This window comes from Alsobacter ponti (assembly GCF_024294805.1).
GTDB classification, from domain to species: Bacteria; Pseudomonadota; Alphaproteobacteria; order Rhizobiales; family Beijerinckiaceae; genus Alsobacter; species Alsobacter ponti.
In genome coordinates, this window is sequence record NZ_JANCLU010000001.1 from 434066 (window position 1) to 454289 (window position 20224).

The window sequence follows — 20224 nt, forward strand, 5'->3', positions numbered from 1 at the left end:
CCGCCCACCGTCGGGCGTCCGCGCAGGTGGCGCGGCTTCGCTCCTCCGGTCGCCTCGGGCGGGGGAGCCGGGCGATGAAACCCGGTTAACCAAGACGCAGTGTAGTCGGGGCCGTTCCGGATTCAAACCCGCGGCCCGGCTATTCGCAAAACGTCGTTAACGGCTTGTTCAGGAGAAGTGAAGCGCGGGCTATGCACGGGGCGCGGCACACGCCAGATTGCGCGGTTATCGGCCAAAAGTCGGGGCCAAAGCCTTGCCCTGACATCTTGATCGCGCCCCAATTGCAGCGCTTATGGCAGCGACGCGAAGCCGATTTCTCGCGGGGGACAGGCATGGATTGGGTCAAGACGCCAGGATCGGCGGGAACGACCAGCCCGGTGATCGACATGGCGCTGCTGTCGCGGCACTCCATGGGCGACGACGCCGTGGTGCGCGACGTGCTCTCCCTGTTCCTGGACCAATCCGCCCGCGTGCTGCGCGCCATCTGGGACGCGCCGACCGGTCCGGCGCGCCGGGACGCCGCGCACCTGCTCGTCGGCTCGGCGATGGCGGTGGGCGCGGTGCAGGTGGCCGAGGCCGCCCGCCGGCTGGAAGCCGTCGCCTTGCAGGGGGAGGCGGTCGCCATGGACGCCATCGCGGCGCTGCACGCCGCGGTCGCCGAGGCGCGCGCCGTGGTCGCGGGGCTAATCGAAGGCGGTCCCTCGGGCGGCCTCTAGCCCGTTCGCACTCCTGTTCATCCGGCCCAACCTGTCCTAAATAGGCGCCGTTTCACCCTTCCGGGTCGCCGGCCCCCATCCGCACGGATCGTCCATGACCAAGATCACCTTCGTCGATTTCCAGGGAACGTCCCGCACCGTAGAGGCCGAGATCGGCGCGACGGTGATGGAGACGGCGGTGCGCAACGGCGTGCCCGGCATCGAGGCGGAATGCGGCGGCGCGTGCGCCTGCGCCACCTGCCATGTCTATGTCGAGGAGCAGTGGCGCTCTGCGGTCGGCGAGCCGGCGGCCATGGAGGAGGACATGCTCGACTTCGCCTCCGACGTGCGGCCGAACTCGCGCCTGTCCTGCCAGATCAAGGTGAAACCCGAGCTGGACGGCCTCGTCGTCCACACCCCCGAGCGGCAGGGTTGATTAATTACGTATAATATATGTAATTAGCCCCTATTTCCCAATACGCGTTGCTGAATTAAGAGGGGGCGCGCGGCGGCGAAAGGCCGGCGCGCCGCCGGACCCCTGAATGGCGAGCGCCGAGGATTGGACGCGAGGACATGACCGAGACCATCGAGACGGACGTCGTCATCATCGGAGCCGGCCCGGTGGGGCTTTTCGCGGTGTTCGAGCTGGGCCTGCTCGACATCAAGGCCCACCTCATCGACATCCTGCCCAAGGTGGGCGGGCAGTGCGCCGAGCTCTATCCCGAGAAGCCGATCTACGACATTCCCGGCTTCCCCATCGTCACCGGCATGGGCCTCGTCGACAATCTGATGAAGCAGATCGAGCCGTTCGGCGCGACCTTTCACCTGTCGCAAATGGTGACGGAGGTGACGCCGCTCGGCACGCCCGTCGCGCCGCGCTTCCGCGTCGTCACCGACGCCGGCACGACCTTCGAATGCAAGAGCGTGGTGGTGGCGGCCGGCGGCGGCTCCTTCCAGCCGAAGAAGCCGCCCATCGCCGGCATCGAGGAGTTCGAGGAGAAGAGCGTCTTCTACGCCGTGCGCAAGATGGAGGCGCTGCGCGACCGTTCCATCCTGATCGTCGGCGGCGGCGACAGCGCGCTCGACTGGACGCTCAACCTGCAGCCCATCGCCAGGCGCGTGACGCTGATGCACCGGCGCGACGAGTTCCGCGCCGCTCCGCACAGCGTCGAGCGGATGCGCAAGCTGGTCGAAAAGGGCGAGATGGACCTGCGCATCGGGCAGGTCTCCGGCCTTCGCGGCGCCGATGGCCGCATGGAGGCCGCGCTGTGCAAGGGCAATGACGGCTCGGTCTTCGAGATCGCCTGCGACGCCATGCTGCCCTTCTTCGGGCTGACCATGAAGCTCGGGCCGGTCGCCGAGTGGGGCCTGAACCTGCACGAGAACCTGATCCCGGTCGACACCGAGAAGTTCGAGACCTCGACCCCTGGCATCTTCGCCATCGGCGACATCAACACTTATCCCGGCAAGCTGAAGCTCATTCTGTCCGGCTTCCACGAGGCGGCGCTGGCGGCGCAGAAGGTGCACCGCTACGTCTACCCGGAGAAGAAGCTGCTGTTCCAATACACGACGTCGTCGACCAATTTGCAGAAGAAGCTCGGCGTCGCCTGAGCGCCGCCGCCGCGCCATCCGCTTTTATCGAGAGCCCGTCGCCCGTCCGGCGGCGGGCTTATTCGTGCCGGCGACCCGCGCAACCGACGGGGCGGATTTGCTTGAATGCAGGTTGACTTGCCTCAACGTCCGCCGCCCTCTGGCGTCCTAGGTTGACGCCACGGGCACAGGAGGATTCCCCCATGTTCAAGACCATTCTCGTCCCTGTCGATCTCGCCGAGCCGGAAGTCTCGTCTCCGGCGCTCAAGCGCGCCGTCGCGCTCGGGGCGATCACCGACGCCAACATCGTTCTCGTCTATGTCCGCTCCATCCTGCCCGTGACCTTCATGGAATACGTGCCGCCGTCCTTCGACGAGGAGCAGCAGTCCGACGCCGAGAAGAAGCTGGCGGAGATCGCCGCCGCGCTCACTTTCCCGAAGGAGCGCGTCTCCAGCGTGGTGCGCATGGGCTCGGTGTACAACGAGGTGCTGGCCGAGGCCGCCAAGCAGAAGGCCGACCTCATCGTCATCGGCTCGCACCACCCCGGCATGGCGACGTACCTGCTCGGTTCGAACGCCTCCACCATCGTGCGCCACGCCGACTGCTCGGTGCTGGTCGTGCGTGAGCCGGAAGCCCCGGCGGCCTGAGCCTCGCCGACGCGGCCGCCGCCCCAGCGGCGCTCATCGATCATCCTGCGCGCGGGCGGCCTTTGGGCCGCCCGTGACGTTTGTCCCCTGGCGCGCCGATCCCGCGTCGATCCTCAGCCCGACCGGCCGGGTTTCGGCAGCACCAGCGGCGGGATGGAAGGCGGCGCGAACGGCGTCGGCCGGTTGCGGCGCGCCATCGCCCAAGCCTGTCCCGCCAGCGGGACGAGGAACAAGGCGGTCAGCCCGGCCAGCGGCCATGCCGCGTTGGCCAGCGCCACGGCGAAAGCGACCGCGAGCGCCGCCACCATCGCCGCGCCGGCCAGCGCGCCCAGCGCCCAGATCCAGAACGGCCGCCCCGCCACGCAGGCGAGCTTCGGGTTCGCCGCGGCGACGCGCGCCAGCAGCTCGGTGATGAAGGCGCGATAGGCGTCGTCCTGCCGGTCGGCCTCGAAATAGGTCTTCCACGACAGGTTGCCGAGCCGCAGCGCGCGGCCGTCCTCGATCCGCAAGTCCGCGCGGTAGCCCTGCGAGGTCACGTTGGCCGGGCGGTAGGAGAGGCGGCACGCGACGATCCGCGCATAGGGGATGCGCTCCTGCTTGCGGCCGGTGTCGACGAACAGATGCGCCGGATCGAGCCGGTACGTCACCTCGAAGCCGAACGGCTTCGGGCGCTGGCGGTAGACGGGCGCGTCGGTGTCGTCTGTCATGGCGTGCGGGCTTCCGGCGGGCGCACCCTTATCCGGCCCGGGCGCGGCCTTGGCAAGCCGCGCTTGCCGCGCCTAGCCGAGGTAGTTCACCAGCGACATCTTGGAGAGCATCGAGGTCGTCTCGTAGCTGGCCTGCAAACGGTTCTGCACGGAGAGCAGGGCGGCGACGACGGTGTTGGTGTCGGGCTGCTCGATGCCCGAGAGCGCGTCCTTCAGCGTCCCCTGCGTGTCCCTGTTGCGGGCCTTCGCCGTCGCCACGCGCGCCGAGGCGATGCCGAAGTCCTGCTGAATCTCCTGGAGCGTCTGCGCGCCGGCGGGCGCCTTCGCCCGCGCCACCATCTCGCCGTAGCGCTCGACGCGGTTGGCGTCGCTCGACGGGTAGGTCTCGGTCGCCAGCACGGCGAGCTGCGCCAGCGTCTCGGCGAAGGCGGGCTCGTTGGCCTGCCCGCCGACGCCGACCGGCTGGCCCTCGTCGACGCGCGCCGTCGTCGTGGCGCGCGGATCGGCGCTGGTGTCGCCCCGGTACCAGATCACCGTGTCGGCGGCCGTGCCGGCGGTCGTCGCCGTGGCGCTGGCGAAAGGCGGCCCGACGACGCGCGTCGGGGCCGTGCCGTCGGTGCGGAAGAAGTCGCGCGCCGTCGCCATGGCCGAGGCGGCGGACAGCGCCGTGGCCGCCTTGCGGGCGATCTGCGTGTCGAGCGCGGCCTTCAGATTGGCGGCGGTGTCGGCGGGCGTCGCGCCGATGGCGAAGTCGTCGCCGACGCCGGGGTTGTCGGTGGTGCGCGCGGTCAGCACGATGTCGGTCGTGCCGCCGTCCGGCAGGTTGAAGGTGAAGGTCAGCGTGTCGCCGTCGCGCGGGTCGCCGGCCAGCGTCACGGAGGCGGAGGGCGGCGCGCCGGCGGGCGCGGTCGTCGTCGCGTTGGCGAGGTTGGAGGTGACGGACGCGAGCTTCATGCCGAAGGGCGCGGCGTCCTCCGTCACGCTCACCGTCGCGCCCGCGATGGAGGTCGCGAGGCGGCCCGTCCCCGTGCCGAGGTCCGCCTGCCGCCGCTCGTCGATCAGCGTGCGCAGCCCCGCCTGCGCGCCGACGCCGTCGAGCAGCGTCGCCATCGGCAGCACGGGCTTGGTGTCGCTGGCGCGGCCGGCGAAGAAATAGACGCCGTCGACCTGCTGGTTGAGCATGTCGATGGCCTCGCTCAGCCGGCTGCGCGCGATGTCCTGGCCGACCGTCTGGTTGCTCGACAGAAAGACGGGCCCGGAGGGCGAAAGCTCGTTGCGCAGCGACGTGCGGTTCTTGTCGATCTGGCCGATGAACTGGTCGATCAGCGTCAGGCGCGTCTGCGTCCTGGAGATCGTGTCGGACCAGGTGTCGAAATTGGCGAGGCGGGCGCGCAGGTCGAGGCTGCGGAAGCGGTCGGCCCCGAGGCCCGCCCAGGTGTCGGCGACCTGGCCGGTCGAGAGCTGGCGCTGCAAATCCTCGGCGGTCCCGCGCAATTGCGTGAACATCGAGGCGGTCTGGCGCGTGCGCACGGAATCCTGCGACACGGAGGCGGCGGTGGGCCAGAGAACGGTCATGGCGATGGCCTCACAGTCTCATCAGCACGTCCATCATCTCCTTGATGGCGCTCATGATGCGGGCGTTGGCGGCGTAGGCGTTCTGCACCTGGACGAGGCTGGAGAGTTCCTGGTCGACGCTGACGCCGCTCGCCTTGGAGAAGCGGCTTTCGATGGAGGCCTGCACGACCTGCTGGCCCTCGTTCAGCCGCTGCGCGGAGGCGGCGTTGGCGCCCTGCTGGTCGACGACGCGGCGCAGGAACGCGCCCACCGTGCCGCTGAAGGGCGCGCCCGGCGCGCCGACGCCGCCGACCGGGGCGAAGGCGAATGCGGCGCTGGCGAGCCTGTCGCGCAGCAAGGTGGGCCGAGTCGCGTCGCCCGCCGGCGTGCCGGCGGCGTAGACGACGAGGTCCTGCCCGGTCAGCCCGGCGTTGAGGCGCAGCCGCGCCGACAGGCCGGTCTTCTGCGAACCGGTTTCGAACGAGCCCGTGTAGGCGGCGCCGCCGTCGGTGAACAGCGGCAGCTCCGGCCCCGCGCCGGACGCGCCGGTGTTGGTGATGGAGGCGGAGGCGGCGTTCACGACGGACGCGCCCGCGCCGGCGATGGTGAGCACGCCGCCGGCCTGCGTGACCGTGAACCCCGCGCCCAGCGCGGCCTGGATGGCGGAAGCCGCGCCCGCCATGCCGCCGGCGAAGTCGATCGGCGTCTCGATATCGGTGGGGTCAGCCGTCGCGCCCGAAGGCAGTGCCCCGCTCGCCGCGACGAAGCTGTAGCGCTGGCTCCCGCCGGGCGTGGTGACGTCGACGGTGAGCACGTTGCCGGGCTGCACGCCGGTCATGTCGACGGTGAACCCGCCGGCGACGGGCGCGCCCGCGACGGCGCGGTTGGACAGCGCGGTGGAGAGCCCCGCGGCGAACTCGTCGAGCTGCGCCTGCGCGTCCACCAGCGTGGTGTCGCGCATCTCCAGCAGGGCGGCGATCTCGCCGGAGCGGATCAGCTTCTGCCCCGTCACGTCGGCCGTGCCGCCGCCGGGGAAGGTGGCGACGATGGCGCCGACGCCGGAGCCTGTCGCCGCGCCGAGCAGGCTCGTCGCCGACAAAGTCCCGCGCCCGTCGAAGGAGAGCTTGGTCGGGCCGCTGGCGTCGAGCAGCGTCAGGCCGGCCTGCGTGGACAGGGTGACGCCGCCGTCCGCCCCCTCGGCGACCTTCACGTCGATGAGCCGGGACAGCTCGTTGATCTGCGCGTCGCGCTGGTCGAGCAGAGCGGGGTCCTTGCCGCCGCTGGCCCGCACCTTGGCGTCGCTCGACTGGATGCCGGCCAGCAGCTCGTTGACGCGCTGCACGTCGGAGCCGATCGTCTGCTCGGCGTCCATGCGGAGCTGCTGGATGCCGTTGGCGATGGCGTTGACCGAGTCGGCGAGCGAACCCGCCGCGCTCAGCACGCGGGAGCGCGCCAGGCTGTTCGACGGATCGCCGGTGAGCGTGTCGAGCGACTGCGTGAAGGCGTTGTAGAGCGCGTCCAGCGAGGACGACGAGCCTGGCGTTCCGAAAAGCAATTGCAGCCGGTCCGCGAACGCCGCGCGGGCGGCGCTGTAGCCCGAGCCGCCGCTCTCGGCGCGCAACTCGCGCTGGAGGATCACGTCGAGCAGGCGCTGCGCCCCGCCGAGGCGCACGCCGTTGACGTCGCCGTCGGCGACGGACTCGTTGAGCACCGCGACCCGGCGGGAGTAGCCCACCGAGTCGGCGTTGGCGACGTTGCCCGAGATGATCTCCATCTGGGCCTGCGTGGCGCGCAGGCCCGAGAGGGTGCTCGACAGGGCGGAGGCGAGGCTCATCGTCGGGTTCCGGGGTCAGGCGCGGTCAGCGGATGATGTTGATCGCGTCCTGCAACATCTGCTGCGAGGTGGAGACCACGCGCGTGTTGGCCGAGTAGGCCTGCTGCGTGATGATCATCTTGGAGAACTCCTCCGCGATGTCGGTGTTGGAGCCCTCCAGCGAGCCGGAGATGAAGCTGACGCCGGCGTTGGCGTAGGTCGGCGGGCCGGACTCCAGCGTCTCCGCGAACGCGCCGCCGTCGAGGCGCTTCAGCGCGTTGTCGGCGCTGAACTGCGCCACCGCGATCTGCGCCACGGCGCGCGTCTGGCCGTTCGAGTAGGCGGCCATGATCTGCCCGGAGTCGTTGATGGTGATGCCGTCCAGCGTGCCGGCGGCGTAGCCGTCGGGCCGCACGGTGTTGGATTTGATCTGGCCGCTGATGTCGGCGAACTGCGTCAGCCCGCCCGTGCCGAAGTTCATCGTGATGTTGCCGAGCGTCGTTCCGTCGATGGTCGGCGCGGTCAGCGTCGCGGTGGAGCCGGAGGTGAGCTGGCCCGTGGAGTCGAAGGTGAAGTTGGTCCCCAGATTGGTCCACTTCGTCACCGCCGGCGCCGTGGCCGCCGTCGCGGAGCTGTCGTTCATGTAATAGACGTTCCACGTGTCGACGCCGCCATTGGCGACGCTGTCCGTCTTGCCCCAGCGCAGCTGCAGGGTGATCGGCGTGCCGAGGTCGTCGTAGACGGTCATGCTGCCGCCGGAGACCGTGCGGTCGAGGAAGGCCTGCTCGGCGTTCGAGGCCACCGTCGCCGGGGGAACGGCGGGGGGCGTCACGATCAGCTCGGAATTGGCGGTCGCCGTGCTGGCGTTGCTGGTCTTGGGATAGCTCGGCAGGTTGACCTTGTACTCGATGGAGGAGGTCGCCTTGGCCGGGAACTGGTCGTCGGTGAAGCGCAGCACGTCCGGCGCGCCGGAGCTGATGACGCCCGTGGTGGGGTCGGCGGCGTAGCCCACGAGGTAGTTGCCCGCGCCGTTGACGAGGTAGCCGTTCTTGTCGCGCTCGAAATCGCCGCGCCGCGTGTACAGGTCCTGCGCCGCGAACACCGGCACGCCGGCCGAGTAGGAGACGCGGTCGCGCACCACCACGTAGCCTTCGCCGGAGAGCGCGAAATTGGTGCCGACGCCGGTGCTGGTGATGTTGCCCGCCAGCGTGTTGGTGCCGCGCGAGAACGACATCACCGAGCCGCCGATCTGGCTGTTGAGCGGGAAATCGGGCACCAGCTCCATGAAGCTCGTGTCGACGCGCTTGTAGCCCGTCGTCTGCGAGTTCGCGATGTTGTCGGAGATGTTCTCGAGCGCGAAGGACTGCGCCCGCAGGCCGGCCACCGCCGTGTTCATGGCACCGAATACGCTCATGACGATCCTCGTGAGCCGCGCCGCGGCCCCCCTGGCCCGGACGAACGGCTTGTCGCTTGAGGCGTCGCAAGCCGCGTGCCACGAGGAATGTGCCGCGAAATCAGCGGCTTGGGTGGGCGGGGTAGGTCCGCGCGGGCGGCAGGAAGCGCCCGGCGCGCCGGCTCACCCGGCAGGTTTTGCCGGGCCCTCGCGGTCGAGCAGGAAGCCGGCGACGTCGCCGACGCCCGGCGGCTTCAGCGCCGCGAAGGGCAAAGGCCGGCACACGGCGATGGCCGACAGGCCGACGCGCGCGGTGAGCAGGCCGTTCAGCACGCCTTCGCCGAGCCGCGCCGACAGCCGCGCCGCGACGCCGTGTCCGAGCACCTGCTGCACCAGGCTGTCGCCCGCCGCGACGCCGCCGGTGACGGCGAGGTGCCCGCCCACGGCGCGCAGCAGGCGCAGGAAGCCGAGCATCCCCGGTCGTCCGCCATAGATTTCCGACACGCGGCGCACCAGCCGCAGCGCCTGCGCGGCCACGAAGATCAGGTCGATGGCGGCGCGCGGCGAGATGGCGGTGACGAGCGAGACGCGCCGCGCCGCGCCGGCCACCGCCATGCGCGCCTCGCGGTCCAGCGTCTCCATCAGCTCGCGCTCGGCGAGCCGCACGAGGTCCGCGCCGTCGATGATGTCGTCGCGCGTCTCGGCCAGCCGGCCGCGCGCCCGCGCCGTCTCGGCCCGCGCGGCGTAGAGGTCGTCGAGCGCGGCGAGCACGGCGCGGCCTTCCTCGCGGTCGTCGCTGGCCAGCGTCGCCGCGGCGCGGTCGCGCAGCGCCGCCACCGCCCGCGCGCGCCACACGCCGCGCAGCTCGCGCGCCGCCAGCGCCAGCATGGAGAGCACGGCCAGCGCGGCCAGCGCCAGCGCCAGCCAGCCCAGCGCGGGCTGGCGCACCAGCAGCTCCGACACGTAAGCCTCGACCGAGGTGACGAGCCACAGCGTGAACAGGCCGAACAGCGCGGAAAAGAGCAGCGAGGCCCAGCCGATCCCGGCGCGGCGCGGCGGCGGCGCGGCCGAGACCGGGGCGTCGAACGCGTCCGGGTCGGCCGTCTCGGTGATCACGGTGCCGCCGCGCGCCGCCTCGGCCTCGACGCCGCGCGGGGCCAGTACGACGTTGGGGTCGTCGAGGCGGAAGGCGCGGGGCGCCTTGTGGCCGCGCCCGTGGGCGGTGTCCTTGCCGGTCATGCGAGCCTGTCTCCGAGCAGGAATTCCAGCGTGCGGTCGAGGCGGATCTGCGGCAGCGGGCCGGGCTTGCCGTCGCTGGCCGGCGCGGCCACCGGCGGGCGGAAGCGCACGAAGCGCAGGCCCATCTCGGTCTCGCCCGCCTGCGCCAGCGCCTGCTCGGGATCGGCCGGCAGCTCTCCGGGGAACACGGCGGCCTCGGTCTCCCCGTCGAAACGCTGGTCGCCGATCACCTCGCCCGCGAGCGGCGTGCCGACGATGGCCGGCAGGCGCTCGCGCCCGTGCGCCACGCGGGCTTCGCGCGTCGCGCGCACCGAGGCCACGGCGGCGAGGTCGACGGCGGCGCCGAGCCCGGCGGCGCGCGACCTGGCGCGCTCGACGAGCAGGCCGAGCACCGCCTCCAGCCGGTCGTGGCTGGTGTGGTGCAGATGGTCCGCCTTGGTGGCGGCGAACAGCACGCGGTCGATGCGCGGGCTGAACAGGTGGCTGAGCAGCGAGTTGCGCCCGGTGCGGAACGCCTCCAGCACCTCCTGCAACGCCGTCTGCAAATCCTCCACGGCGGCAGGCCCGGCGTTGAGCGCCGCCAGCGCGTCGACCAGCACCACCTGCCGGTCGAGCCGCGCGAAATGGTCGCGGAAAAAGGGCCGCACGACATGGTCGCGATAGGCCTCGTAGCGACGCTCCATCATGGCGGCGAGCGAGCCGGACCGCGCGACGAAGCCCTCGGGCAGGTCGAGCGGCGCGAAGGTGAGGGCGGGCGAGCCCTCGAGGTCGCCGGGCATCAGGAAGCGGCCGGGCGGCAGGGCGGAGAACGAGAAGGGCTCGCGCCGGGCGGCGGCGAGCGAGGCCTTGAACAGCTCGGAGACGCGGCGCGCGGTCTCCTCGTCGGCTGGCCCGGCCGGGTCGACGCCGGCCAATGCCGCGACGAACTCGGAGGCCACGTCGCGCCGCGCAGGCCCGCGCGAGGCGGCCACGGTGTCGCGCGACCAGCGGGCGAAATCCTTGCCGAGCAGCGCGAGGTCGAGCAGCCATTCGCCGGGATAGTCGACGATGTCGAGAGTGAGCGTGCGCGGCCCGGCGAACCAGCCGCCGCGGCTCTCGTATTCGATCACCAGCCGCAGTTCGGCGATGCGGCGCGTCGACTCCGGCCAGCGCCGGTCCGGGCCGGCCAGCGCCGCCAGATGGTCCTCGTAGGCGAAGCGCGGCACAGCGTCGTCGGGCTGCGGCGTGAGGAAGGCGCGCCTGATGCGTCCCTCGGCGGCGGCGCGGAACACCGGCAGCCGCGCCCCGCGCGACAGCGCGTGGACGAGCGCGGTGATGAACACCGTCTTGCCCGAGCGCGACAGCCCGGTGACGCCCAGCCGCAGCGTGGGATGGCGCATGCCGGCAAGCCGATCCCCCAGCGCGCGGGCGGCGATGCGGGCGTCGTCGACGATTTCGAAGATGGGAGACAAGGACGGCGTCACTCCGGGACCAGCCTCAATCTAGGGATGCGGAGGCCGTCTGACGAGGAGGGGCCGCGACGCGGCTTCGATGCGCCTGGGTGGTGGCCCATCAACTCGGGTCGAAAGCCCGCCGCCGGCAAGACCTTGCGCCGGCCGCAATGGGCGGACGCCAGTCCGCCCGTCCCCGGAATGCCGGAGCGTGAGCGGAGGCATATCCGGGGGCCAGCGCATGGATGTTGCCGCGAAGCGGCGCTCAATCGAAAAGGCCGTAACGACGCGCTGCGCGCGACATATTGCGCTGGACCCCGGATCTGGTTCCGCTTCGCTGCACCAGTCCGGGGACGGGCGGGCCGGAGGCCCGCAACCCCAAGGGCGGGCCGGAGGCCCGTTCCACCCTTTATCGCGCCAGCTCGCGCATGGCGGCGTCGAGGCCGTCCAGCGTGAGGGGGAACATGCGGTTGGCGACGAGCTGGCGGACCATCTGGATGGAGTGGGTGTAGCCCCAGTGCGCCTGCGGCGTCGGGTTGATCCAGGCGGCGTGGGGGAAATGGGCGAGGACGCGGGCGAGCCACGTCTGGCCGGGCTCCTCGTTCCAGTGCTCCACCGAGCCGCCGGGAGCGGCCAGCTCGTAGGGGCTCATCGAGGCGTCGCCGACGAAGACGACGCGATAGTCGGCGGGGTAGGCGCGGATGATGTCCCAGGTCGGCGTCTGCTCCTCGCGCCGCCTTCGATTGGACTTCCACACGCCCTCGTAGAGGCAGTTGTGGAAATAGAAGTGCTCCAGGTATTTGAACTGCGAGCGCGCGGCCGAGAACAGCTCCTCCACCTGGCCGACATGCCAGTCCATCGAGCCGCCGACGTCGAGGAACAGCAGCACCTTCACGGCGTTGCGCCGCTCCGGCCGCAGCCGCACGTCGAGATAGCCGTGATGCGCCGTCTCGCGGATCGTGGCGTCGAGGTCGAGTTCGTCGGCCGCGCCGGTGCGGGCGAACTTGCGCAGCCGGCGCAGCGCCACCTTGATGGTGCGCGTGTTCAGCTCCACCGTGTCGTCGAGATCCTTGAACTCGCGGCGGTCCCACACCTTCACGGCGCGGAAATTGCGGTTCTTCTCCTGGCCGATGCGGATGCCCTCGGGGTTGTAGCCGTCCGCCCCGAAGGGCGACGTGCCGCCCGTGCCGATCCACTTGCTGCCGCCCTGGTGGCGGCCCTTCTGCTCGCGCAGCCGCTCGCGCAGCGTCTCCCAGAGCTTGTCCCAGCCGAGCGCCTGGATCTTCGCCTTCTCCTCGTCGGTGAGGAAGCGTTCGGCGAGCGAGCGCAGCCACTCCTCGGGGATGGCGGCGTCCTCCAGCGGATCGGTGGGCGTGTCCAGCCCCTTGAAGGTGGCGGCGAAGACGCGGTCGAACTTGTCGAGGTTGCGCTCGTCCTTCACCAGGCAGGCGCGGGCGAAAAAGTAGAAATCCTCGACGGAACGCTGCGCGCAGTCCTTCTCAAGCCCCTCGAGCAGGGTGAGATATTCCGGCAGGGTCACGGGCGCCTTGGCCTGGCGCAGATTGAGGAAGAACTGCAGAAGCATGGCGCGAGATTAGAGCACGGCGCGGCGGGGGCAAGGCAAGGCGCGGCCGAAGACCGCGCGCATCGAAGCGTCAGCGCCTGCTGCCGTCGTCCGTCCTGCCGTCGTCGATGACGCGGAAATCGCCCTCGATGACGCCGTCGCGCGCCTGGCGCTCGGCGTAGAGCGTCCGCGCCTCGCGCAGCGCCTTCCTCAGCCGCCAGCGCGCGATCAGCGCGCCGCCGATGGCGATCGGGGCGAGCACCAGCAGCAGGCCGACGCCGAGAACGAGCACGGCGAGCCCGACGGCGAGCGCCGCCGCGCCGCCGAGCGCCACGGCCCAGCCGGGCAGGCGCGCGGCGCGGACCTCCCCGTTGCGGATGTCGATGAAGCGGATCATTCCCTCGGAGGCCTCCATGTCCCTCAGGTGGTCCCGCCCGCCGCGCCTGTCAAGGTGAGGCCCCTTGGCGAGGGGCGGCCTGTGCATGCGGGGCGCGATCCTGTACAGGCTGCGGCAGGAGGCTCCATGCCCGCATCGTTTCACATCGCCGTCATCGGCGCCGGCCCGGCCGGGCTCTTCGCGGCCGAGACGCTGGCGCGCCAGGGCGGCGGCCGCTTCGCCGTCACCGTCTACGACCGCATGCCCTCGCCGGGGCGCAAGCTGCTGATCGCCGGGCGCGGCGGCCTCAACCTCACCCACGCGGAACCGCTCGACGCCTTCCTGCCGCGCTATCGCGGGCCGGCGGCGGAGGCGGTGCGCGAGGCCGTGCGCGCCTTCCCGCCCGCCGAGCTGGTGGCGTGGGCGAACGGGCTGGGGCAGGAGACCTTCGAGGGCAGCAGCGGGCGCGTGTTCCCGCGCGCCATGAAGGCCTCGCCTTTGTTGCGCGCCTGGCTGCGCCGGCTCGACGGGATGGGCGTCCGGCTCGCCCCGCGCCGGCGCTGGCTCGGCTGGGACGCGGACGGGGCGCTGCTGTTCGAGACGGAGGCGGGAGCGCGCGAGCGCGTCGCGGCCGACGCCACGCTGCTGGCGCTGGGCGGCGCGAGCTGGCCGCGGCTGGGCTCCGACGCCGCGTGGACGCCGGCGCTGGCGGAGAGGGGCGTCGCGATGTCGCCCTTCGTCCCGGCCAATTGCGGCTTCGATGTCGACTGGTCGCCGGTGTTCCGCGAGCGCTTCGCGGGCGCGCCGGTGAAGGGCGTGGCGCTCACCCACGGCCGCACGCGGCTGCGCGGCGAGTTCGTCGTCACCGCCCACGGCTTGGAGGGCGGGGCGGTGTACGCGCTCTCCGCCGACATGCGCGACGCCATCGCCGCCGCCGGCGAGGCGCGGCTCTATGTCGACCTCAAGCCGGACCTGCGCGAGGCCGAGCTGGTGGAGCGCCTCGCGGCCAGCACGGTCGGCGGCCGCCAGGGCGAGTCGCTGACCAACCGCCTGCGCAAGGCGGCGGGGCTGTCGCCGGTCGCCATCGGGCTGGTGCGCGAGGCCTGCGGCAATGCGCCGCCGCCGACGCCCAACGGCCTCGCCCGGCTCATCAAGGGCGTGATGCTGCGCTGCGTGGCGACGCGGCCGCTGGCGCGCGCCATTTCCTCCGCCGGCGGCGTGGCGGCCGGGGAGGTCGACGACGCCTTCATGCTGCGCCGCCTGCCGGGCGTGTTCGTGGCGGGGGAAATGCTGGACTGGGAGGCCCCCACCGGCGGTTATTTGCTGCAGGCCTGCTTCGCCACCGGCCACGCCGCCGCTTCGGGGATGGCGGCATGGCTCGACGCGCGCGGCGCGGCGTGACGGGCCCGTCCCCGCTTGCCGCCTTGGCCGCCCTTGCCTAACTTCGCCTCAACCCCGAAGGAGACGCCATGCGGTTCGACGGCACCTCGTCCTATGTCGCCACGGACGACCTGAAAGTCGCGGTCAACGCCGCCATCGTGCTGGAGCGTCCGCTGCTGGTGAAGGGCGAGCCCGGCACCGGCAAGTCCGTGCTGGCGGAGGAGATCGCCGCCGCGCTGGGCGCGCCGCTGATCACCTGGCACGTCAAGTCGACCACCCGCGCGGCGCAGGGCCTCTACGAGTACGACGCCGTGTCGCGCCTGCGCGACAGCCAGCTCGGCGACCCGCGCGTCTCCGACATCGCCAACTACATCAGGCGCGGCAAGCTCTGGGAGGCGTTCGCCAGCGAGGCGCGCCCGGTGCTGCTGATCGACGAGATCGACAAGGCCGACATCGAGTTCCCGAACGACCTGCTGCTCGAGCTCGACCGCATGGAGTTCCACGTCTACGAGACCGGCGAGACGGTGCGCGCCGCGAAGCGGCCGATCGTCGTCATCACCTCCAACAACGAGAAGGATCTGCCGGACGCCTTCCTGCGCCGCTGCTTCTTCCACTACATCCGCTTCCCCGACGTCGAGACGATGGAGAAGATCGTCGAGGTGCATTATCCCGGCCTCAAGAAGCGCCTCGTCGCCGAGGCGCTGCGCCTGTTCTTCGAGGTGCGCGAGGTGCCCGGGCTGAAGAAGAAGCCCTCGACCTCCGAACTGCTCGACTGGCTGAAGCTGCTGATGGCCGAGGACATCGGCCCCGAGACGCTGCGCGAGCGCGACCCGAAGAAACTCATTCCCCCGCTGCACGGCGCGCTGCTCAAGAACGAGCAGGACGTCCACCTGTTCGAGCGCATCGCCTTCATGAGCCGGCGCGAGGCCAGGTAAGAGGGGCGGACGCCGGCCCGGAGCGCCGGTGGGGAGGACACCAGCATGCGTCGTCTCATCATTTTCCGCCACGCCAAGGCCGTGCCGCACGGCGCGGCGCCGGATTTCGACCGGGCGCTGGCCCAACGCGGGCTGGACGACGCCGAGGCGATGGGCCGGATGATGGCCGAGGAGCAGTTGCTGCCCGACCTCGCGCTGGTGTCTCCCGCGCTGCGCACGCGCCAGACCTGGGAGCGCGCCGCGCCGGCGCTCGGCCCGGTCGAGACGCGCGAGGAGGCGGCGATCTACAACGCCGAGACCGACGACCTGCTGCGGCTGGTGCGCGAGGCCCCGGCCAAGGTCCGCACGCTGGTGCTGGTGGGCCACAACCCCGGTGTCTCCGACCTGGCGCGCCGCCTCGTCGGCCACGGCGACCGCTACGCCTTCGCCCGGCTGCGCAAGAAATTCCCCACCGCCGCCATCGCCGTTATCGACTTCCCGGAGGACTGGCCGTCGGTCGCCGACGGCGCCGGCCGGCTCGATCGCTTCGTCGCGCCCGAGGGCGCGGTGGACTGACGGGCAGGGGAGGCCGCTCCGCGCTTGGCGGGCCGGCCCGCCTTCGCCATGATGCGCCCGCTTCGCCCCAGAGGATTCCATGACCGTCATCGACCGCATCGCCGCCTTCCACGACGACCTCGCCGCCCTGCGGCGGGATTTCCACGCCCACCCGGAGATCGGCTTCGAGGAGCACCGCACGTCCGACATCGTGGCGGCGAAGCTCGCCGAGTACGGGGTGGAGGTGCATCGCAACATCGGCGGCACGGGCGTCGTGGGCGTGCTGCGCAACGGCAACTCGCACCGCAGCGTCGGCCTGCGTTCCGACATGGACGCGCTGCCGATCCACGAGGCCACCGGCAAGCCCTGGGCCTCGCTGAAGCCCGGCACGATGCACGCCTGCGGGCATGACGGGCACATGACCATGCTGCTCGGCGCGGCGCGCTACCTGGCCGAGACGCGGGCCTTCGACGGCACGGTGCATTTCATCTTCCAGCCGGCCGAGGAGGGCCTGGGCGGCGCGAAGGCGATGCTGGCCGACGGGCTGTTCGAGCGCTTTCCCTGCGACGCCGTGTTCGGCATGCACAACGCGCCGGGCCTGGCCAAGGGCCGCTTCTCCATCCGCCCCGGCGCGATGATGGCGGGCGGCGCGTTCTTCGACATCGACGTCGCCGGGCGCGGCGCGCACGGGGCGCGGCCGGAGGCCTCGATCGACCCGGTGCTGGCGGCGGCGCACATCGCCACGGCGATCCAGTCGATCGTGGCGCGCAACGTGCCGGCCACAGAGCACGCGGTGCTCAGCGTCACGGCGATCCACTCCGGCGACGCCTACAACGTCATTCCCGACTCGGCGCAGATGCGCGGCACGGCGCGCTGCTTCAGCCATGCCGGCATGGACGTGCTGCGCCGGGGGCTGGAGCGCGTCGCGGTCAACGTCGCGGCGGGGCTGGGCGCGACGGCGGAGGTCGACTTCCGCGAGATCTTCGCGCCGGTGGTCAACGACCCCGCCGAGACGCAGGCCATCGCCGACGTCGCCGCCTCGCTGGTGGGCGACGACGCGGTGTCGCGCGAGCAGCCGCTGATCCTCGCCTCGGAGGATTTCTCCTACATGCTGGAGGCGCGGCCCGGCGCGTTCATCAATATCGGGCACGGCGACTCGGCCCAAGTCCACAACCCGGCCTACGATTTCGACGACGCGGTGATCCCGCTCGGCGCGAGCCTGTGGGCGCGGCTGGCGGAGGCGAAGCTCGGCCGCATGCCGGGCTGAAGCGCGGGCGCGGCGCGGGAGCGGCGCGCGCCTTGCGCCGCGCCCCCCGCCGCTCACTTGTCGAAGGCGAAGATCGTCTTCCAGTCGTCCTTCATGCTCACCACCGTCCAGCGGTTGACGGCGGCGGCCTCGAGCGCTTTGGCGATGCCGCCGAACTGCGCCTGGTTATCGTAGGCGTATTCGCGTCCCGCGTCGGTGTGGTGGATGAGCATGCCCAGGCCTCGGCGGCCGGACATCGTGGCCCATTGCAGCATCTCGATGTCGCCGTCGGAGTTGCCGAAGGCGGCGATCGGTCGCGCGCCGATGCGGGCGGCGATGCCGACCGGCTTGCCGGGGCCGTCGTCGATGAACTCGACCTGCGGCAGGCGGAACAGCTCCGGCCGGCCGTCGCGCATCTGGAACCGCGTCTTGATGATCGAGCCGATCACCTGCTCGGTCGGCACGCCGTAGACGCGCTCCGTCCACGGCCGCATGAACTCCACGCCGCCGCCCGACACGATGTAGGTCTTGAAGCCGTTGGCGCGCAGATAGGCCATCAGCTCCACCATCGGCTTGTAGGCGAGGTCGGTGTAGGGCCGATCGAAGCGCGGGTGGCGGGCCTTGGCGATCCAGTCCTCGACGATGCGCGAGAACTCGGCCGCCGTCATGCCGGCGTGGCTCGCCATCAACAGCTCGACGCCGCCGCGCTCGCCGCTCGCCATCAGCGCGGCCATGTCGCCCTCCAGCACGGCCTTGAAGGGCTGCTTGTCCTTCCAGTCCGGGTTGGCGGGCGCCAGCGCCTTGATGCGGTCCAGCGCGAAGACGAGCTGGGTGTAGACGGGCTGCTCGGGCCACAGCGTGCCGTCATTGTCGAAGGTGGCGATGCGCTCGGCCGGAGGCACGAAGTCCGGGCCGCCCGGAGTGGTCACCGCGGCGACGAAGTCGACGATGGCCTTCTTGGCCGGGCCGTCGTTCCACGAGGCCAGCGGGTCGGCGGTCTGCGCCGAAGCGGGGGCCAGCGCCGCGAACGCGACGAGAGCGAGCGCAAGGCCGGCCCTGAAGATCGAACGGAACATCTCGACCCCTCCCCAGCGTCCAGGGGAGCGGCCCCGGCGCGAGGGCGGGGCCGCTTGTTGCGTCAGTTGCCGGTCGGCAGCGGGATGCGCACGCCTTCGCGCCCGAGCTGCTCGCGGACCCACTGGAACCGCTCGTACTGCGAGATCTCCACCGGGCCGCTGTAACTCTCGCTCTGCTGCTTGCGCGGCGGGTACTTGATGTAGGTCTGCATCAGCTCGCGGATGGCGCCGCTGATGGTGACCATCGTCCAGGTGCGCTCGGTGTAGTTGTTCATGAAGATGTCGTAGCGCTCCTGCGGGTCCTGCCAGAGGTCGAACACCTGCGGCACGGTGGCGACGTATTTCTGCGCGCCCTTCCAGCCGAGATTGCTGTCGACCGCCAGACCGCCGGTGGCCGCGCCGTCGTCGCCGCGCAGGTTGAACACCGCCTTGTAGTTGCCGACGCGGGCGGCGCCGGGCGTCAGCTCGTTCTCGGTGAAGTAGAACCAGCTCTTGCGCGCCGACTTGCCGGTTCCCAGCAGCACAGGGGACATGTCGAAGCTGTCGAAGATGATCGGCTCACCGGCGCGGTCCTTCTCGGGCAGCTTGAGGCCGGCGACGGAAGCGAAGGTCGCCATCAGGTCGAGCCCGCCGACGATGTCGTGGTTCCGGGTCTGCGGCTTCACCTTGCCGGGCCACACCGCGATGGCGGGAACGCGGTTGCCGCCGTCGCGCACGGTGCCCTTGGTGCCGCGGAACGGCGTGTAGCCGGCGTCGGGATACACGTCCTGCCAGGCGCCGTTGTCGGTGGTGTAGAACACCAGCGTGTTCTTATCGAGCCCGGTGGCGCGCAATTTGTCCATGATGCGGCCGATGCGCGTGTCCAGCTCGACGACGCTGTCGGCGTACTTGGACTTCGACATCGACTTCTTGTCGAACTCCGGCGCCGGCAGGTTGGGCTGGTGGACCTTCATGAAGTTGACGTTGATGAAGAAGGGCTGGCTGCCCTTCGCCGCGTCGTCGAGGAACTCCAGCGCCGCCTTCTCGACATAGCCGTCGAAGAACGGGATGCCGACCACGCCCGGCTTTCCGTCCACGGTGGGCGTGTCGACGTACTGGCCGTTGATCTTGAAGTCCTCCACCACGGGCTGTCCGGCGAGGCCGGAGAGCGCGCCCTTGGTGATGCGCTGGAACATGGCGCGCAGATCGGGGTCCATGTCGGGGAACCACGTCGCGTCGCCATAGGTGTAGGCGTTGAGGTGGTAGAGCCCGGCATACTTCATCACGTCGTAGCCCTGGGCGTTGGGCAGCGCATAGTCCGCCTCGCCCAGGTGCCACTTGCCGGTGAAGTAGGTCTTGTAGCCGCCCTGCTTGAGCACGGAGGCCAGCGTCCACTCGGCGGCGGGCAGGCCGCCGCCCTCGCCCTGGAACGCGACGGTGGTCATGCCGCTGCGGTTGGGGATGCGGCCGGTCTGCATGGCGGCGCGGCCGGGCGTGCAGCTCGGCTGGGCGTAGAACGAGAAGAAGGTCATGCCCTCGTTCGCCAGCCGGTCGATGCTGGGCGTCGGCATGCCGCGTCCCTCGCCGCCGCCATAGGGGCCGAGGTCGCCGTATCCGGTGTCGTCGGAGACGATGAGCAGGATGTTGGGCTTGGGCTGCTGCGCCCGCGCCCCGCCGGCTCCGAGAACGATGAGGCCCGCGGCCAACGCGGTCGAGAGTCTCGCGAGGGATAATGCCATCTGACGTCTCCTGTCGGGCGTGACGCCCGTCCACGACCCCGTGCACGCGCAGCCCGTCGCCCGACCGGGCCGGCGGCGCTGGGCCATTGAGCCTTCACTCGCGCGGACCGTCGTTGATATAAGTCATTCAGAACGTCGCGTTACGTAAAGTGACGTCAGCTCCCCCATCCGCCCACCGCCGGAGACATCCTCGCCCGCGGCGACCCCCGTTTCGGAAATCCCTCTCCAAGGCGACCGCCCCGGGGCGGTGACCCCTCGTCGGGGTGCTCGGCCCGGCGTGGCGCCGCGCGGCACGGGGCGGGCGGCGGGCCTGGTCGGCAGCAGGTC

At 71.2% G+C, this 20224-nt stretch carries 18 protein-coding genes; 8 read left to right on the plus strand and 10 right to left on the minus strand.

Annotated features, from left to right (window positions below; all coding sequences use genetic code 11):
- The first annotated feature begins 332 nt into the window (after nucleotides 1-332).
- The 4 genes from NK718_RS02095 to NK718_RS02110 all read left to right on the plus strand — a co-directional run bounded on the left by NK718_RS02095 (nucleotide 333) and on the right by NK718_RS02110 (nucleotide 2932).
- Nucleotides 333-716: an Hpt domain-containing protein gene (locus tag NK718_RS02095; protein ID WP_254738110.1), complete on the plus strand. Its 384-nt coding sequence runs from the start codon at nucleotides 333-335 to the stop codon at nucleotides 714-716.
- Nucleotides 717-810: 94 nt separating this feature from the next.
- Nucleotides 811-1131 (plus strand): 2Fe-2S iron-sulfur cluster-binding protein, encoded by a 321-nt coding sequence (locus NK718_RS02100; RefSeq protein WP_254738112.1) that lies wholly within the window; start codon nucleotides 811-813, stop codon nucleotides 1129-1131.
- Nucleotides 1132-1268: 137 nt separating this feature from the next.
- Nucleotides 1269-2306 (plus strand): NAD(P)/FAD-dependent oxidoreductase, encoded by a 1038-nt coding sequence (locus NK718_RS02105; RefSeq protein WP_254738114.1) that lies wholly within the window; start codon nucleotides 1269-1271, stop codon nucleotides 2304-2306.
- A gap of 182 nt (nucleotides 2307-2488) precedes the next feature.
- A complete protein-coding gene (locus NK718_RS02110; RefSeq protein WP_254738116.1) occupies nucleotides 2489-2932 on the plus strand; it encodes a universal stress protein in 444 nt (147 codons plus the stop codon).
- Nucleotides 2933-3045: 113 nt separating this feature from the next.
- Here the strand turns inward: NK718_RS02110 and NK718_RS02115 are convergent, their stop codons facing one another.
- The 8 genes from NK718_RS02115 to NK718_RS02150 all read right to left on the minus strand — a co-directional run bounded on the left by NK718_RS02115 (nucleotide 3046) and on the right by NK718_RS02150 (nucleotide 13116).
- Nucleotides 3046-3639, minus strand: a complete 594-nt coding sequence (locus NK718_RS02115; protein WP_254738118.1) for a hypothetical protein — start codon at nucleotides 3637-3639, stop codon at nucleotides 3046-3048.
- Nucleotides 3640-3711: 72 nt separating this feature from the next.
- Nucleotides 3712-5214: a flagellin gene (locus tag NK718_RS02120; protein WP_254738120.1), complete on the minus strand. Its 1503-nt coding sequence runs from the start codon at nucleotides 5212-5214 to the stop codon at nucleotides 3712-3714.
- A 10-nt stretch (nucleotides 5215-5224) separates the two neighbouring features.
- Nucleotides 5225-7027, minus strand: a complete 1803-nt coding sequence (gene flgK / locus NK718_RS02125; RefSeq protein ID WP_254738123.1) for a flagellar hook-associated protein FlgK — start codon at nucleotides 7025-7027, stop codon at nucleotides 5225-5227.
- Between the two features lie 25 nt (nucleotides 7028-7052).
- On the minus strand, nucleotides 7053-8420 hold the full coding sequence (locus tag NK718_RS02130) for a flagellar hook protein FlgE (protein WP_254738125.1): 1368 nt from the start codon (nucleotides 8418-8420) through the stop codon (nucleotides 7053-7055).
- A gap of 162 nt (nucleotides 8421-8582) precedes the next feature.
- Complete coding sequence (locus NK718_RS02135; protein ID WP_254738128.1) at nucleotides 8583-9638, minus strand: YcjF family protein; 1056 nt, start codon at nucleotides 9636-9638, stop codon at nucleotides 8583-8585.
- Complete coding sequence (locus NK718_RS02140; RefSeq protein WP_254738130.1) at nucleotides 9635-11089, minus strand: YcjX family GTP-binding protein; 1455 nt, start codon at nucleotides 11087-11089, stop codon at nucleotides 9635-9637. The genes NK718_RS02135 and NK718_RS02140 overlap by 4 nt, the downstream gene beginning before the upstream one ends.
- A gap of 388 nt (nucleotides 11090-11477) precedes the next feature.
- Nucleotides 11478-12653: a vWA domain-containing protein gene (locus NK718_RS02145; RefSeq protein ID WP_254738132.1), complete on the minus strand. Its 1176-nt coding sequence runs from the start codon at nucleotides 12651-12653 to the stop codon at nucleotides 11478-11480.
- Nucleotides 12654-12723: 70 nt separating this feature from the next.
- Nucleotides 12724-13116, minus strand: coding sequence for a hypothetical protein (locus tag NK718_RS02150; RefSeq protein WP_254738134.1), 393 nt, complete (start codon nucleotides 13114-13116; stop codon nucleotides 12724-12726).
- 39 nt (nucleotides 13117-13155) lie between these two features.
- Between NK718_RS02150 and NK718_RS02155 the strand changes: the two genes are divergently transcribed.
- From NK718_RS02155 to NK718_RS02170, 4 genes are all read left to right on the plus strand, one after another.
- The gene (locus NK718_RS02155; protein WP_254738136.1) at nucleotides 13156-14409 is read left to right on the plus strand and encodes a TIGR03862 family flavoprotein; all 1254 of its coding nucleotides are present in this window, start codon (nucleotides 13156-13158) and stop codon (nucleotides 14407-14409) included.
- Nucleotides 14410-14477: 68 nt separating this feature from the next.
- A complete protein-coding gene (locus tag NK718_RS02160) occupies nucleotides 14478-15323 on the plus strand; it encodes an AAA family ATPase (protein WP_254738138.1) in 846 nt (281 codons plus the stop codon).
- Between the two features lie 45 nt (nucleotides 15324-15368).
- Nucleotides 15369-15878 carry a SixA phosphatase family protein gene (locus tag NK718_RS02165; RefSeq protein WP_254738140.1) on the plus strand — a complete coding sequence of 170 codons (510 nt, stop codon included), beginning with the start codon at nucleotides 15369-15371 and terminating at the stop codon, nucleotides 15876-15878.
- 79 nt (nucleotides 15879-15957) lie between these two features.
- Nucleotides 15958-17124: a M20 aminoacylase family protein gene (locus NK718_RS02170; RefSeq protein ID WP_254738142.1), complete on the plus strand. Its 1167-nt coding sequence runs from the start codon at nucleotides 15958-15960 to the stop codon at nucleotides 17122-17124.
- A gap of 53 nt (nucleotides 17125-17177) precedes the next feature.
- Here NK718_RS02170 and NK718_RS02175 read toward each other — a convergent pair whose 3' ends face one another.
- Both NK718_RS02175 and NK718_RS02180 read right to left on the minus strand, forming a co-directional pair.
- Nucleotides 17178-18179 carry an HAD family hydrolase gene (locus tag NK718_RS02175; protein WP_254738144.1) on the minus strand — a complete coding sequence of 334 codons (1002 nt, stop codon included), beginning with the start codon at nucleotides 18177-18179 and terminating at the stop codon, nucleotides 17178-17180.
- A 62-nt stretch (nucleotides 18180-18241) separates the two neighbouring features.
- Nucleotides 18242-19897 carry an arylsulfatase gene (locus tag NK718_RS02180; protein ID WP_254738146.1) on the minus strand — a complete coding sequence of 552 codons (1656 nt, stop codon included), beginning with the start codon at nucleotides 19895-19897 and terminating at the stop codon, nucleotides 18242-18244.
- Nucleotides 19898-20224 lie beyond the last annotated feature (327 nt).